The sequence below is a fragment of the Shewanella sp. HL-SH2 genome (assembly GCF_051164935.1).
Classification (GTDB): Bacteria; Pseudomonadota; Gammaproteobacteria; order Enterobacterales; family Shewanellaceae; genus Shewanella; species Shewanella glacialimarina.
Map to the genome: position 1 here is coordinate 1,883,601 of NZ_CP195035.1, position 15,735 is coordinate 1,899,335.

Consider the following 15,735-nt stretch of genomic DNA (forward strand, 5'->3'; position numbering starts at 1 on the left):
AGTATAGATGTTAGATTGACTTTTTGGGTTTTGCTTTGCTTTGTTGGCTCGATATTTTGTCTATTAGGAAACACTGTTTTCAAACAGCATGGTAGGTGATTTGTACTGTGCAATTCCCTATAATAGCGCCAATTCTGACCCTCCTATATAATTTATAAGGTGAATAGACGTGATGGAAATCATTCGCGGAGCCCCAGCACTTTCTGCATTTAGAGTTCAAAAACTCATCGAGGCCTGCGACAGCGCAGATCTTCCTGTGAAAAGTATCTACGCTGAATATACGCATTTAGCTGATTTAACTGAACAATTAGATGATAACGAGCGTGTTCAGCTTGAACGAATTCTTACCTATGGCCCTGCCATTGAGTCCCACGCCCCACAAGGACAATTAATTTTTATCACGCCTCGTCCTGGCACTATTTCGCCTTGGTCTTCTAAAGCTACTGACATAGCCCGTAACTGCGGCTTAAGTAAAGTAAAGCGTTTAGAACGTGGTATTGCCTACTATGTTGAATCACAAGTGTTAACGACTGAGCAATATGCCCAGTTAGTGAGCTTGCTACACGACCGCATGATGGAGGTTGTACTTAACGATTTCGCCGCTGCAGATGTGTTGTTTACTCGAACAGATCCTGCAAAGTTCAAAAGTATTAATATTCTTGCCGAAGGTCGCCGTGCATTAGAAGTGGCTAACGTCAAATTAGGTCTAGCCCTGGCTGAAGATGAGATTGACTACCTAGTCGAGAACTTTGTGCGTTTGAAGCGTAATCCAAACGACATCGAGCTGATGATGTTTGCTCAAGCAAACTCTGAGCATTGCCGCCATAAAATCTTTAATGCTGATTGGACAATTGATGGTGAAGTTCAACCAAAATCATTGTTCAAAATGATCAAAAACACTTTTGAAGTGACTCCAGATTTCGTGCTGTCAGCGTATAAAGACAATGCAGCGGTAATGACTGGGCCTGTTGCGGGTCGCTTCTTCCCTGATCCTGATGGCGTTTATAACTACCACACAGAACCTATGCATATCTTGATGAAAGTGGAAACCCACAATCATCCAACCGCAATTAGCCCATATCCAGGAGCTGCTACAGGTTCTGGCGGTGAAATTCGTGATGAAGGTGCAACGGGGCGTGGTTCAAAACCTAAAGCAGGTTTAACCGGTTTTACGGTTTCGAACTTGAAAATTCCGGGTTTTGTTCACCCATGGGAAGATAATTATGGCAAGCCTGACCGTATCGTCACACCACTTGAAATTATGCTTGAAGGCCCATTAGGTGGCGCGGCATTTAACAACGAGTTTGGCCGTCCTGCTATTACAGGTTATTTCCGTACCTATGAGCAGCAAGTGTCTAGCCATAACGGTGTGGAAGTACGTGGATACCATAAGCCAATCATGATAGCCGGTGGTTTAGGTAATATTCGTGATGAGCATGTGCAAAAAGGCGAGATTACCGTTGGCGCTAAGCTAATTGTATTAGGTGGCCCTGCAATGAACATCGGACTAGGTGGTGGTGCAGCATCTTCTATGGCATCAGGCCAATCAAGTGAAGATTTAGATTTTGCTTCAGTGCAACGTGAAAACCCAGAAATGGAACGTCGTTGTCAGGAAGTAATCGACCGTTGCTGGCAGTTGGGTGATGCGAACCCAATTCAGTTTATTCACGATGTGGGTGCGGGTGGATTATCAAATGCCTTCCCTGAGTTAGTAAACGATGCAGATCGTGGCGGGGTGTTTAATTTACGTAACGTGCCGTCAGATGAGCCAGGCATGAGTCCGCTTGAAATTTGGTGTAACGAGTCACAAGAACGTTATGTATTGTCTGTAGCGCCTGAGAATCTACAGCAATTTGCAGATATTTGTGCCCGTGAACGTGCACCTTTTGCCGTTGTTGGTGAAGCGACTGAAGAAATGCATCTAACGCTTGCAGACAGTCACTTTAACAACAAGCCAATCGATTTACCGCTTGAAGTCTTATTAGGCAAAGCGCCTAAAATGAGCCGTGATGTGGTATCTGCTAAAGCGGTTTCACCCGCGTTAGACCAAGCTAAAATTGATGTTAAAGAAGCGGTTAAGCGTATTTTAACCTTGCCTACAGTGGCAGATAAAAGTTTCTTGATCACCATTGGTGACCGTTCAGTTACCGGTTTAGTTAACCGTGACCAAATGGTTGGCCCTTGGCAGGTGCCAGTTGCTGATTGTGCGGTAACGGCATCAAGCTATGACAGCTACTGCGGTGAAGCTATGTCTATGGGCGAACGTACTCCGTTAGCTTTGCTTGATTTTGATGCATCTGCCCGTATGGCGGTGGCTGAATCAATCATGAACATTGCGGGCACAGATATTGGCACATTTAAACGTATTAAGTTGTCAGCAAACTGGATGTCTCCAGCAGGTCACCCTGGTGAAGATGCCGGTTTATATCAAGCGGTGAAAGCCATTGGTGAGGACCTTTGTCCTGAACTTGGTATTACCATTCCTGTCGGTAAAGACTCAATGTCGATGAAGACGGCCTGGGAAGATAACGGCGTGCAAAAAACCGTAACTTCACCTATGTCGTTAGTGATCACCGCCTTTGGTGTAGTACAGGACATTCGTAAAACAGTCACGCCAGAACTTCGCACCGATAAAGGCGATACCGCTTTATTAATGCTCGATTTAAGCAATGGTCAAAACCGTTTAGGTGGCTCTTGTTTAGCGCAGGTTTACAGTGAATTAGGCGATGTTGCGCCAACATTGGATAAAACTGCTAACCTAGCAGGCTTCTTTGAAGTGATGCAAAAATTAGTGGCTGACCAAGCTGTTATCGCTTATCACGACCGCAGTGACGGTGGCTTATTTACCACATTAGTGGAAATGGCTTTTGCCGGTAATACTGGCTTAAACATCGATTTAGCCAGCTTGAACGGTACTGATTTAGAGCGTTTATTTAACGAAGAGTTAGGTGCTGTTATTCAAGTTAGCCAAGCTGACGTTGTTAATATAGCTGCTCTGTTTGAAGCTAAAGGGGTAACTTGTCATAACATTGGTGGCCTGCAAGCCGCTGATATGATTAGCATCACTGATGGTCAGCGCATTATTTTTGCCGATACTCGCACCGCTTTACGGACGTTATGGTCTGAAACCACTTATCGCATTCAAGCGCTACGTGATAACCCTGAATGTGCTAAAGAAGAGTTCGCGCTTAAGCAACAAGCTGATGCACCGGGCTTAACCGTTAAGTTAGCTTTTGATCCAAGCATTGACGTTGCAGCGCCTTATATCTTAAAAGGTTTAGCGCCTAAGATGGCTATTTTACGTGAGCAAGGGGTTAACTCTCACATTGAAATGGCTGCGGCATTTGACCGTGCTGGCTTTGAAAGCCGCGATGTTCATATGTCAGATATTCTATCAGGACGTATTAGCTTGGAAGAGTTCCAAGGCTTAGTGGCGTGTGGTGGTTTCTCTTACGGTGATGTATTAGGTGCTGGTGAAGGTTGGGCTAAGTCAATTCTGTTCAACAGTCGTGCCCGTGATGAATTTAGCCGTTTTTTTGAGCGTGACGCTAGCATCGCTTTGGGTGTATGTAATGGCTGCCAGATGTTATCTAACTTGAAAGAAATCATTCCAGGTAGTGAACATTGGCCACACTTTGTCCGTAACCGTTCAGAACGTTTTGAAGCTCGTTTCAGTCTGGTTGAAGTGCAACAAACGCCATCGGTCTTTTTTGAAGGCATGGTAGGTTCGCGTATGCCTATCGCTGTTTCACATGGCGAAGGTTTAGCGGAATTTGCCAATGCACAAGCATTAGCAAAAGCTGAGGCGTCAGGCACTATTGCATTGCGTTATGTTGATGGCCATGGCCAAGTTGCTACTCAATACCCTTTAAATCCAAATGGTTCACCAAATGGTTTAACGGGTGTGTGTACTACTGATGGTCGTGTAACGATTATGATGCCGCACCCTGAGCGTGTATTTAGAACCGTAGCCAACTCTTGGCACCCAGAAGAGTGGGGCGAAGATAGCCCATGGATGCGTATGTTCCGCAATGCTCGAGTTAAGATTGGCTAGTTAGGTCTTAAGCTTAGCGCTGTAAATTGAACTAATAAAAAGGTGACTATTTATAGTCGCCTTTTTTATTTTTATCGCTAAAACATTCCGTTACGACGAGTGATAGAATTGTTAGGCGTAAAAAAGCCCATTCAGTGATGAATGGGCTTTTTTGTCTCAATCATCGTATTGTTTAAAAAGACAATGATTGGCTATTTTGCGCTAACAAAATATCAAATAGGATAAAACGAATTATTTCATTTCTTTTGCGTTGTACATCTCAACAAAAGCACGCTTGTATAAGCTGACAACGTTTTCAAATAATTTAGTCATAGCAACATCTCTTAGATCAATAAGTTCAGTAATTGAACGATAAAAAACACCTTGGGCTTAAGATAACGACTCCCTGGCATGTATGCTGCTCGTTTTCTTAATACGTATATCATACTGAGATTGAAGTTTGGGTTCAAACGAGTAAAAATGATTATTCGACATTAGATAATCTAATGGCTGACTTGTGTTTTTATTGGTTTTAATTTGTTGTGTTTTTTATTTTTCAATTGATTTTTAAGGTTTTTATAGATAATTTTTAATTTTATAATATTTATATAATTAATCCATTATTGGTTATTCTTACCATTTTATACTTTCTATTAACAATTGGCGTAAGTTGTGACTTTTATTGTTGATTAAGGTCGATGCGTTTTTTGTTTCCTAGCAAGTGGCATGTTTTTGTCAATACCTAAAAGTTGGGGGTGATATATGTGATAGTCGGGTGGATGATTTTTTATGATTAAATTGTGAACTGTCTGACATTAAATTCAAAATTAGTAAGAGTCGGTTTTGAGCTAAGTAGATGATTATTTATATTAAAATTAGATTCATTCAAAAAATCTAATTGTCATCACATTTTTGATTAAAAAACATGACCTTTTGCTTAATTATACCTTAATATGTATACCGTTTAGAATTGGACTTGAAAACGCAGACAAACAGATTAATTTATCATTTTATATATATTGGTGAGTTGTTCATTGCGTCAATATGACTGTTTTCAGGTATAACGTCATTATAGCAACTATGTTGCTATGCAGTATTTGGTTGTACTGAAGTAAGGAGTCGCCAATGATTATCGAAGAGGTTGTTGAGCTATCGCGTTTACAATTTGCGCTGACAGCCATGTATCACTTTCTGTTTGTTCCCCTCACCTTAGGTTTAGCTTTTATTCTGGCGATCATGGAGTCACTTTATGTGATGACTGATAAACAGATATATAAAGACATGACTAAATTTTGGGGTAAATTATTCGGAATTAACTTTGCCCTAGGTGTCACTACCGGTTTGGCAATGGAATTCCAGTTTGGTACTAACTGGTCTTATTTCTCACATTATGTAGGTGACATTTTTGGGGCGCCATTGGCGATTGAAGGCTTAATGGCATTCTTCCTGGAATCAACCCTAGTGGGGATGTTCTTTTTTGGCTGGGACAGATTCAGCAAACGTCAGCATTTAGCTGTTACTTGGTTGGTTGCGCTTGGTTCTAACATGTCTGCGTTGTGGATTTTGGTTGCCAATGGTTGGATGCAAAACCCTGTAGGGTCAGTGTTTAACTACGAAACCATGCGTATGGAAATGACCAGCTTTGCTGAGGTTATTTTCAACCCAGTTGCACAGGTGAAGTTTGTTCACACAGTTGCATCGGGCTACGTCGCTGGTGCCATGTTCGTTCTGGCAATCAGTTCATACTACATTCTAAAAGGACGTGACTTACCTTTTGCTCGTCGCTCATTTGCGATTGCAGCAAGCTTTGGTATGGCCTCTATTTTATCTGTTATCGTGTTAGGTGATGAATCTGGTTATAAAGTCGGTGAAGCACAGCGTGTAAAGTTAGCTGCAATTGAGGCTGAGTGGCACACTGAGCCTGCTCCTGCTGCCTTTACTGTTGTCGGTTTTCCTAACCAGGAAACAATGAATACAGACTACGCGATAAAAATTCCTTACGCGATGGGTATCATTGCGACCCGTTCATTAGATGAGCAGGTTACTGGGATTATTGATTTAATCGATGAGCATGAGGTGCGTATTCGTAACGGCATGATTGCTTATTCCTTCTTAACCCAATTACGTGCTGGTGATCAAAGCCAAGAGCTGCGTGATAATTTTGAAGCAACCAAACATGATTTAGGTTATGGCTTTTTGTTAAAGCGCTATACCGAAAATGTGGTTGATGCAACAGAAGAGCAAATTAAAGCTGCTGCCAAAGATTCTATTCCTAACGTAGCACCGATATTTTGGTCATTCCGTATCATGGTTGGTTCTGGAGTATTAATGCTGTTTATCTTTGCTGCTGCATTCTGGCAAAGTACGCGTCATCAAATCGCAGAGAAAAAATGGGTACTTAAAGCTGCATTATACGGTTTACCATTACCTTGGATTGCCATTGAATGTGGTTGGTTTGTGGCTGAGTATGGCCGTCAACCTTGGACAATTTCTGAAGTGTTACCGACCTTTATGTCAGCCTCAAGTCTAACGACGGCAGACCTGTGGTTCAGTATTATTTCAATTACCTTGTTCTACGCAATATTACTGGTAATAGAAATGTTCTTAATGTTTAAGTATGCCCGTCTTGGCCCTAGTAGCATGAAGACCGGCCGCTATCATTTTGAAAACCAAGATGCTTAATCAGAGGACCTAATTATGTTTGAGTATGAAGTATTAAGATTTATTTGGTGGGCATTAATTGGTGTGCTGTTTATTGGCTTTGCTGTAACAGACGGATTTGATATGGGAGTCGGTGCCTTGTTACCCATTATTGGTAAAGATGACACTGAACGCCGTATTATGATTAACACCATCGCGCCCCATTGGGACGGTAACCAGGTGTGGTTAATTACCGCTGGTGGTGCGTTATTCGCTGCTTGGCCAATGGTTTACGCCGTCTCATTTTCAGGCTTTTATGCCGCGATGATGTTGGTATTGTTTGCCTTATTCTTGCGTCCTGTTGGGTTTGATTATCGTTCAAAAATCGAAGATCCAAAATGGCGTAAGTCATGGGATTGGGCATTATTTATCGGTGGTTTTGTGCCCCCGCTGATCATTGGCGTTGCCTTTGGTAACTTGTTGCAAGGTGTACCGTTTAACTTTGATGAGTTTTTACGGGCTAAATACCATGGTGGTTTTTTTGGATTACTTAATCCATTTGGACTACTAACAGGCCTTGTCTGTGTCAGCATGATCATGATGCAAGGTGCTGCCTGGTTACAAATGAAAACCGAAGGTGAGTTACGTGTTCGTGCGGCTAACATGACTCAAATTTGTGGCGGTTTGTTAGTTGTACTATTTACAACCGCCGGTGTGTGGCTAGCCAATGGTATTGACGGTTACGTGATTACTTCAACACTTGATTTAGCGGGGCCATCTAATCCAACAACTAAAACAGTTGCGATTGAGGCGGGTGCCTGGTTAACTAATTACGATAAGTATCCTGTTACCATGTTATTCCCTGTTTTAGGGTTATTAATGCCGATACTAGCAATATTTGCTAGCCGCTTTAACCGCAGTGGTTTTGCGTTCTTTTTCAGTTCATTGGCCATTGCGGGGGTAATTTTAACCTGTGGTGCTGCTATGTTCCCATTTGTTATGCCATCGTCACTTGAACCCAATGTGAGCTTAACCATGTGGGATGCGACAGCGAGCCAAATGACCTTAAAAGTTATGACGTTTGCAGCGATAATCTTTGTTCCAACCGTATTAAGTTATACGATTTGGACTTACTACAAGATGTATGGCCGCTTAAGTCGTAACTTTATTGAAGACAACAAGTCATCACTTTATTAATAGGAGTTATTATCTATGTGGTATTTTGCGTGGATTTTAGGTGTATTGCTTGCTTGTTCCTTCGGTATCATCAATGCGTTATGGCTTGAAAATACTGAAAACATGGACCGTAATGCCGAAGAGTAATTGCTAGCCCTAGTTTTATAAAATGTAGGTTATTAACATAAAAAGCCGCTTTAGTGATAAAGCGGCTTTTTTAATGATAATTTATTTAGTCCCCATGCTGCCTAATGCAAAGTGGTTTATATTTTTCACTGATTCATTTAATTCTCACAAACAGAGCTGACTAGATTTAGGTTTCATCAATAAGCGATACATTACCGGCACCCAAATCAAAGACAACATAGTCGTGAGCAAGGTTCCGCCCGCTATCGCAATTGCAAAGGGAGGCCAAAATCCACCGCCAGCAATGATTAATGGTAAAAAACCGCCGATAGTGGTGATGGTTGTCGATCCAATATGACGGCCACAACTGCTAACGGTATCAACAATTAATGCCATATTGCCTTGTCTTGCCTCGGGTAAGTCCTCAAGTTCTGCCAGAATCACAATGGCGGCATTAATGGCTAATCCCATTAAACCCAATAAACCAATAATCACCGTAAAACCAAATGGGTAGCCAAACACAAACACCACTAATAAGCCCAGTCCGGCCGATTGGATGGCGCTGAGTAAAATAATACCGGTCAGCCTAAATGAGTTAAACGATAGCACCACAGTAGTGAGCAGTAAGGTGACCACTACAACCACATTGGATAATAAGTTCCCCACAGCTTCATTTCGTTTGGCGCTTTCGCCGCCGACTTCAATGCGGTAGCCCGAAGGTAAATTAATCTCAGCTAACTTTTGCTTCACGTCATTTAACACCTGAGCAGGTAATACACCACTGGTGATATAGGCTTCAATGGTATTGACCCGCTCACCGTTACGACGGGGTATTGCACCACGACTGACGCTTATTTCGTTATAAGATAATGCCGACAGTGGAATGCCTGTGCCTGTAGGTGATACCAGATTAAGCTCGGCTAGGCGGGTTGCTTGTTCGCGGCTGTTATCGCCAAGTCTGACTCTAATAGGTAAAGATTCAGTTTGTTCTAAAATACTGCCACCAATAATACCGGTTGTGGCCATTTGCACTTGATTGGCAATATCGGTCAAGCTAAGGCCGCTCATCAAACTAGCGTCTTCGTTGACCTGTAACCATAACTTTGGCGCTCCGGGTGATAGGGTGCCACGGGTATGAATAACATCTGGCGTAGCAATAAGCAGGGCGCGGACCTGATCGCCAATCTCTTTTAATGTGTCAAGATTAGGTCCATAAACTAATAACTCTACCGGCGCGTTAAAAGGTGGACCTTGTTCTAGCTTGCGCACCAAAATTTGTGCCTGGGGAAAGGCAATATCTAGCTCATTTTGCAGCCGTGGTATCAATTGATTAGCGGTTTCAAAGTCTGCAGCTTTAACCATTGCCTGAGCATAATTAGTCGCCCCTTGTTGACGTTGAGTGAGGTTATAGTAAAAAGAAGGCGTATTGCCGCCCACAACCCAGGTAACTTCACTAATATCAGTTATCTGTTGTAGCTTTTTATCAATTAAATCCACTTGCTGACGGGTGTTTTCAATACTCACCTGCGGGGCAAGATGGACTTCAATTTGAAACATATCCCTGTCAGACGGCGGGAAAAACTGCTCAGTCATTTGTCCTACAGCCATAAAACCACTTATCGGTAAAATACCCACCACCAATGCGGTTAATAGTGGTCGCTTTAGCGCAAATTCTAAACTGGCTTTAAAAGCATACCCCAACCGTGGAAAGGCCATCCCTTGTTGATACCATGCCGTAGCAGGCTCACTTCGACTAAAGCGTCCAGCAAGGCCAGCAATAAGCGTATGAGAAATAATGTATGAGCCTAAAAGTGCGAACATCACTGAAATAGCAATGCCGCCAACAAATTCACCCGCAGCACCTGGCATTAGCATAATAGGAGCGAAGGCAAGCATGGTGGTAATGGTTGACCCTGCTAACGGTAGCCATAAATGATGCAAAGTTTTCGATACGGCTTCTAGTTTACTCATCCCCTGTTGGCGTCGTTGCGCTATGGCATCAACAATCACAATGGCGTTATCAACCATGATCCCCAATGCAACCACTAAGCCTGTAACTGACATTTGGTGAATAGGTAAGCCAGTGTATTTCATACAGGCTAAGGTAAATAGCGCGGTTAATGGCAGAGATAACGCGACAATAAGTGCATTACGCAGACCGAGCGTGAGCATTAGCACTGCGACAATAATGACAAAGCCTTGTAGCAGATTAATCACCAAATCACCTAAACGGACGCTGGTGTAACCTTGCTGGTCAAATAACCATTGTACTTTTATGTTTGCCGGTAAATTTTTGGAAAAAGTCTCAATGGTGTCGGCAACATGCTGTTGCCACATATCCACTCGGTGGCTATTTAACATGGTTGCGCCAATCAGCACGCCTTGCTGACTATCTATTAATGCAATGCTGCTGGCTGGGGTTTTAGACTGCCTGCTAATGGTTGCCACATCACCCAAACGAATGATTTGGCCATCATCGTCGACTTTTAATGGTACTTGGCGAATGCGGCTTTGTGAATCGAGCTCACCAGACACTTCAACCAAGGCACGAAATTGATCGTTATTGATTTCGCCCGCTGAAATTTTGCTGTCAGCATTTGTCAGAATTTGCGCAATCGTGCCGGGTGTTAATTTAAGTTGGCTGATTTTATTGCCATCTAACTCCACCAATATCCCTTCTTCTGGTGCGCCATAAAGTCTGGCAAAATCAGTACCTGATAATAATCTAATTCGGCTTTCTAACTCTTTGGCATAGCGATTTAAAATATCACTTCTTACTGGCGAGTCGTCATCCCACACAACACCTAAAATAGCCGTACTGGCATAACCAAATTGATCATCTAATGTGCTGTTTTGTGCTTGTGCGGGTAAGTAACGTTTGGTATCAGCAACTAAGTCTCGCGCCCTTGACCATACAGGATCGGTTTCTGTAATGGTGTCTTTAAGTTCCAGTTGAATCACCGAAATCCCTGGGCGAGAAGTAGACTGAACCAGCTTTAACTCTTCTAAGCGACGTAACTGAGTTTCTAACTCTTCCGTTACCAGAGCTTCTACGCGTTCAGCTGAAGCGCCCGGGTAGTGGGTTATAACGGATGCAAAGCGATTGGTGATATGCGGATCTTCTGTTCGCGGTAGACTAGAAATAGCACCAAGACCTGCCACAAGAAGCAGGGCGATAAATAAACTGGTAAGTCGACCGTTTTCTAAAAAGGCTTTAATCATAATGCCTCCGCCATCACGGTTTTAACAGGTGTCACAACCTGACCTACCACTAACTTATGTAAACCTTCCACAATAATGGTGTCGTCAGCGCTTATTGCACCTTTGATATAAGCTTGATCTTGATTGGTATAGATAATTTCAACGTCACGGCGTTCAATCGCATAGTGATTACTGCCGCTAGCATCAGCGGTTTTACTTAATACAAATATATTCCACAACCCCCTAACGCCATCAGTTAATGCTGAAATAGGCACCCAATAGCCAGTAGCTTGAATGTTTTGATTGTATTCAAGGTAGGCTATTTCACCATTAAGCACATTGGCATCATTGGGTAAACTTATCCGTAACTGTACTGTACGCGTAATGCTATCAACTTCACCACTGATCCCCGCAATGTTGCCATTGAGGCTTTGCTCACCAACACGCACAAGCACTTGTTGTTGATTAGCTAGTCCTTGTGCCACAGTAATGGGGACACCAATATATGCCTGTTGTTGATCATTACCAATTAAGGTGAAAACCGGACTGCCTAGGCCAATAACCTCCCCCACATTATGATGTCTTTTACTGATTTTGCCGTTAAAAGGGGCGGTTAAGGTGGATTTTTCAATTTTAAGATTGGTGGCATATAAGCTGGCGTTTAATCTTTGGCGGTTAGCCTGCAAGCCGGTAACTTGTTGCTTGGTCTCATCTAATTGTTGTTCAGAGACGTAATTTTTATCTTTTAAGGCCAAGGTGCGTTTTAGGGTGCTTTGGGCAAGGTCTAGGTCAGCTTTTGTTTGTTGCAGGCTTGCTTCAAGTTGTTGTTTTTCAGCCTGAAGTAAATTGGTATCTAGTGTGGCAAGTGTTTGCCCCTTAATAACGCTATTACCACTATCGACATTTATGCCATTGAGTTTTCCCGCTAGCTCAAAACCAATACCTGTTGTATTAGCAGAGCGAATAGTACCGGTATAGGTTTGTTCATGTGGATAATAATTGGATGCGACAATGTTTGAGACTGCTACCGTTTGATAACTAACAGACTCTGAATGTTGCTTAACCTCTGAGCCACAGCTACTGACGAGCAATATGCTTAATAGGCCTACGATATATCGATGCATTGAGCGGGTCGATTTATGTTCCATGATTGTATTCTCCAATGCTATCGAGCGTGTATTACACGTTAATAAAACAAGTCTATGTTTAGGTTGATGATGTAATGTTAGTGTTAACTAGACTGTCTAGTCTAGTTTTAAGGAACTAGACTGTCCAGTCCATTTTATGATTAAATAGTGTTAACTGTTTAGCTGATGTGACAACATACGGGGAAAAGATGACAGAAGAACAAACATTGACCCAGAATAATCAAATGACATTATCTAAAAGTGAACAGAAGCGGGTGCAAATTTTGCAGTCGGCTATTGATTTATTTTGCCATCAGGGCTTTCCTAATACGAGCATGGATGAAGTGGCTAAACACGCAGGCGTGTCAAAGCAGACTGTATATGCTCATTTTGGCTCGAAGGATGATCTTTTTGTTGCCTCAATAGAATCTAAGTGCGTAGTGCATCAATTGACTGAAAATTTGTTAGTGGATGCTACCGATCCTGAGCGTGTATTAACTTCATTTGCTCAACATTTTGGTGCCATGATAGCGTCAGAAGAAGCCATAACCGTCTTTACTACCTGTGTTGCACAAGTTGATACTCATCCTGAAGTGGCAGCACTTTTTTATGATGCTGGCCCAAAACATATTTTAAATTTAGTCAGTGGTTACCTTAAAAAGGTTAATCAACATGGCCAATATCATTTTAATAACCCCCATGACAGTGCAGTACGATTAAGTCTAATGTTATTTGGTGAGTTGAGAATGCGTTTAGAATTAGGCCTGCCAACAGCGGATTTATTGTCTAAAAGGCAAGCGTACTTAACTGAAACAGCGATGATGTTTTTAAAAGCGCACAAGCTATAATTAGTTGAGCCTATAAATAAGAGCCTGTAAAAAATGTTGTGAAGGATAAAATAATATCATCGTATTTTATAAAAATAGGATGATATTGAACCACTTTGTAGCACAATTCGTACTATTTTAAATACCACACTGTCCTGAGGCAGTATCAATCGACTTGTTACCCTAGAAAGGATGCTTTTAATGACTACTGCACTTCACATTAACTTACAGCCAAATCAATTTAAGCCAAATAAATCTAGCCCAGATTATTTATCCAAAATGAGCTTGCTACCTTTATTGGTGACAGGTTTTGTTGCAGGTTTAAGCTTAACAAGTATGAGTGCTTTAGCATCGACATCATCACCAGATCGTGCGCCTTTTGAGCTCAATGTTGCCAGGACTAGCTCGCAAGCCGCCACTGTGGGTAATAATGGTAATGAATTAAAGCGTGATGTATGGAATGCCAAATTATCCGCGACCATGCCATTAAACAAACAATGGATGATAGGCGCTAACATTGGTTATGATAATCTTGACTATGGCTGGCGTATTAACCAGCAAACTCCCTTAAGAACTAACACTGTGCCCTGGTCTTCTATTGATCAGTACAGCGCTGGGCTATCTTTGATTTATCGCCCTGATAATCAGTGGATGTTCATGTTTGCACCTAAAGTGCAATATGCCTATGCCAATACCGCATCATCTTCAAATGCTCAAAGTTATGGCGTAGTTGCTTCAGGTATGTACCGTTTTGAATCTGGCAATATGCTAGGTCTTGGTGTGGCTTACCTTAATGATATATCTGAGGTGCGAACCGTTCCCTATCTTGCGGTACGTTGGCAAATTAATGATAAGTGGGTACTTGCTAACCCGTTCCAAGCCGGATTCAGTGGTCCCGCGGGTTTAGAGTTAACGTATCAGCTTTCAACCGACTGGGATTTTGGTGTCGGTAGCTCTCGTCGTACAGAACGCTTTTTAATTGAAAATGATGATACCACCATTGAAATTGAAGAGTGGGTTGGCTTTTTACGCGCAGGTTGGAAAATTAGCCAAAGCGTTAGCTTGAATGCCTATACTGGTTACTATTTTGGTGGCGAGATGGAGTTAAGCGAGCCACAAACAACCGAAGAACTCAGTAATCAAGCCGCAGCGGCGTTGGCATTTAAAGTGAAATTTTAATTTTTGAGGATAATCATTTAGTTGTTATAAATGCAGTTACTCAAAACAAAACGCCGCGATAGTACGCGGCGTTTTGTTTTGTTGAAATAACTTAAGTGCGTTCGGGTTAAAAGTAAGTCACTTCTTTTATTCGTTTGGCGCGGTTTTGTTGCTCGTATAAATGCCAAACCTGTTCAAAATCTAACTCCAGTTCCGTGACATAAAAATCGCCAGAAGGGTAGGTTTTAACCACTTTTGCACCACGAATAATACCGCTAACAGAGGATTTAACGCTATCGTTAGTCAGTAGCCACTCACTGACATTGCTAACCGCATCAATCTTCTGCCCATATACTTGTTCTGCTAATTCACGATAAGCGGCCACTTTTGATGCTTGCATTGCCATCAATACTTTATGTGCCTCAATATTACTTGGTTGGGTAGCGAGTGGGGCATAACCAATGGCTGAAATTTTCGGAAAGTGGCTTGGAGCCTCGATTTCCCATTGCACATACTTATCATTACTTGTGCAACCCAGCATTAAAAAGCTTAGCACTGTAATTAGTATTAGATTTTTCATTGCTTGTCTCCTATCACAGTGTAACGACTCTGTTTAACATTTTCGGTTCGATAAATTAATCCGTCACGGGTTTGTATTTTATTGGCTGGCAAAACATAGCCGGATAAACTTTGACCTGCGACAAAAGACTGCACCGCCGACACTACACGATTATTGGTTATATCCACCACACGGCCATTAAAATTCACCCCTTCATTGGTGAGGTTTAATGTTGACACTAATACATGAGACACAGGCATGTCATCGGGAAGTTGCTCCCAGTTTCGACTTAATATTAATTCGCCTTTTTCTGTTGCGCGCAGTGAAGTTGACACATTAAGATCAACTAAATTGAATTCATGGGCATGAAATGCGCTCAGTAAACTCTGTTGCAGCTGTAGTGCTAACTCATTAGTTTGATTAAAGTCGCTACTCATTACTGGGGTAACAATTAATAAGGGTTGATCAGGACGCAGGGCATCATTTTGTAACACCAACTCATTGACTAATTTTTCAGCCCAAATATTAATTTGTCCCTTGGGCGCTAAACCCGACGCATTAATATCATAAACCAGTTGTTCCTGGTGTACGTCATCAGCGTCTTGATAACCCACTAGTTGGCCATTTTGTGCATAGTCCAAGTTTGCTGCGGGGTTAAGTGTATTACCGCACCCAGCAAGCCCTATGGTGACTAGCATCAGAGCGAGAATAGAAAGCTTGTGCTGCATGATTGAGTCCTTCGCGTCTGTCTAAAAAACAATATTATTCATTTGATACTGATATATCGGCATCAGATAAATATTCTTTATCTTTATAAAGCGCTGCTTACTTATAAAACTGCAGTCAATAAACCTCATACCATTTTAGGTAGACTTAAACTAGATATAG

At 42.1% G+C, this 15,735-nt stretch carries 10 protein-coding genes; 6 read left to right on the forward strand and 4 right to left on the reverse strand.

From position 1 onward, the window contains the following. Positions 1-172 precede the first annotated feature (172 nt). The 4 genes from purL to cydX all read left to right on the forward strand — a co-directional run bounded on the left by purL (position 173) and on the right by cydX (position 7,996). Positions 173-4,054 (forward strand): phosphoribosylformylglycinamidine synthase, encoded by a 3,882-nt coding sequence (gene purL, locus ACRWP9_RS08175; RefSeq protein ID WP_434928682.1) that lies wholly within the window; start codon positions 173-175, stop codon positions 4,052-4,054. Between the two features lie 1,104 nt (positions 4,055-5,158). After that, positions 5,159-6,715, forward strand: a complete 1,557-nt coding sequence (locus ACRWP9_RS08180) for a cytochrome ubiquinol oxidase subunit I (protein WP_434928683.1) — start codon at positions 5,159-5,161, stop codon at positions 6,713-6,715. Positions 6,716-6,730: 15 nt separating this feature from the next. Beyond that, the gene (gene cydB, locus ACRWP9_RS08185; RefSeq protein WP_434928684.1) at positions 6,731-7,870 is read left to right on the forward strand and encodes a cytochrome d ubiquinol oxidase subunit II; all 1,140 of its coding nucleotides are present in this window, start codon (positions 6,731-6,733) and stop codon (positions 7,868-7,870) included. A 15-nt stretch (positions 7,871-7,885) separates the two neighbouring features. After that, positions 7,886-7,996: a cytochrome bd-I oxidase subunit CydX gene (gene cydX, locus ACRWP9_RS08190; RefSeq protein ID WP_226410518.1), complete on the forward strand. Its 111-nt coding sequence runs from the start codon at positions 7,886-7,888 to the stop codon at positions 7,994-7,996. 144 nt (positions 7,997-8,140) lie between these two features. On the opposite strand, the gene ACRWP9_RS08195 is transcribed toward cydX, so the two are convergent. Beyond that, positions 8,141-11,197, reverse strand: a complete 3,057-nt coding sequence (locus tag ACRWP9_RS08195; RefSeq protein ID WP_434928685.1) for an efflux RND transporter permease subunit — start codon at positions 11,195-11,197, stop codon at positions 8,141-8,143. After that, positions 11,194-12,324 (reverse strand): efflux RND transporter periplasmic adaptor subunit, encoded by a 1,131-nt coding sequence (locus ACRWP9_RS08200; protein ID WP_434928686.1) that lies wholly within the window; start codon positions 12,322-12,324, stop codon positions 11,194-11,196. Before ACRWP9_RS08200 ends, ACRWP9_RS08195 begins: the two co-directional genes overlap by 4 nt. A gap of 188 nt (positions 12,325-12,512) precedes the next feature. Between ACRWP9_RS08200 and ACRWP9_RS08205 the strand changes: the two genes are divergently transcribed. Together ACRWP9_RS08205 and ACRWP9_RS08210 are read left to right on the forward strand one after the other, a co-directional pair. Then, positions 12,513-13,151, forward strand: coding sequence for a TetR/AcrR family transcriptional regulator (locus ACRWP9_RS08205; protein WP_434928687.1), 639 nt, complete (start codon positions 12,513-12,515; stop codon positions 13,149-13,151). Positions 13,152-13,331: 180 nt separating this feature from the next. After that, positions 13,332-14,309 (forward strand): DUF6268 family outer membrane beta-barrel protein, encoded by a 978-nt coding sequence (locus ACRWP9_RS08210; protein ID WP_434928688.1) that lies wholly within the window; start codon positions 13,332-13,334, stop codon positions 14,307-14,309. A 106-nt stretch (positions 14,310-14,415) separates the two neighbouring features. Here ACRWP9_RS08210 and ACRWP9_RS08215 read toward each other — a convergent pair whose 3' ends face one another. Together ACRWP9_RS08215 and ACRWP9_RS08220 are read right to left on the reverse strand one after the other, a co-directional pair. After that, the gene (locus tag ACRWP9_RS08215) at positions 14,416-14,868 is read right to left on the reverse strand and encodes an LPP20 family lipoprotein (RefSeq protein WP_434928689.1); all 453 of its coding nucleotides are present in this window, start codon (positions 14,866-14,868) and stop codon (positions 14,416-14,418) included. Further along, the gene (locus ACRWP9_RS08220; protein ID WP_434928690.1) at positions 14,865-15,575 is read right to left on the reverse strand and encodes a FlgO family outer membrane protein; all 711 of its coding nucleotides are present in this window, start codon (positions 15,573-15,575) and stop codon (positions 14,865-14,867) included. The genes ACRWP9_RS08215 and ACRWP9_RS08220 overlap by 4 nt, the downstream gene beginning before the upstream one ends. Positions 15,576-15,735: the final 160 nt, after the last annotated feature.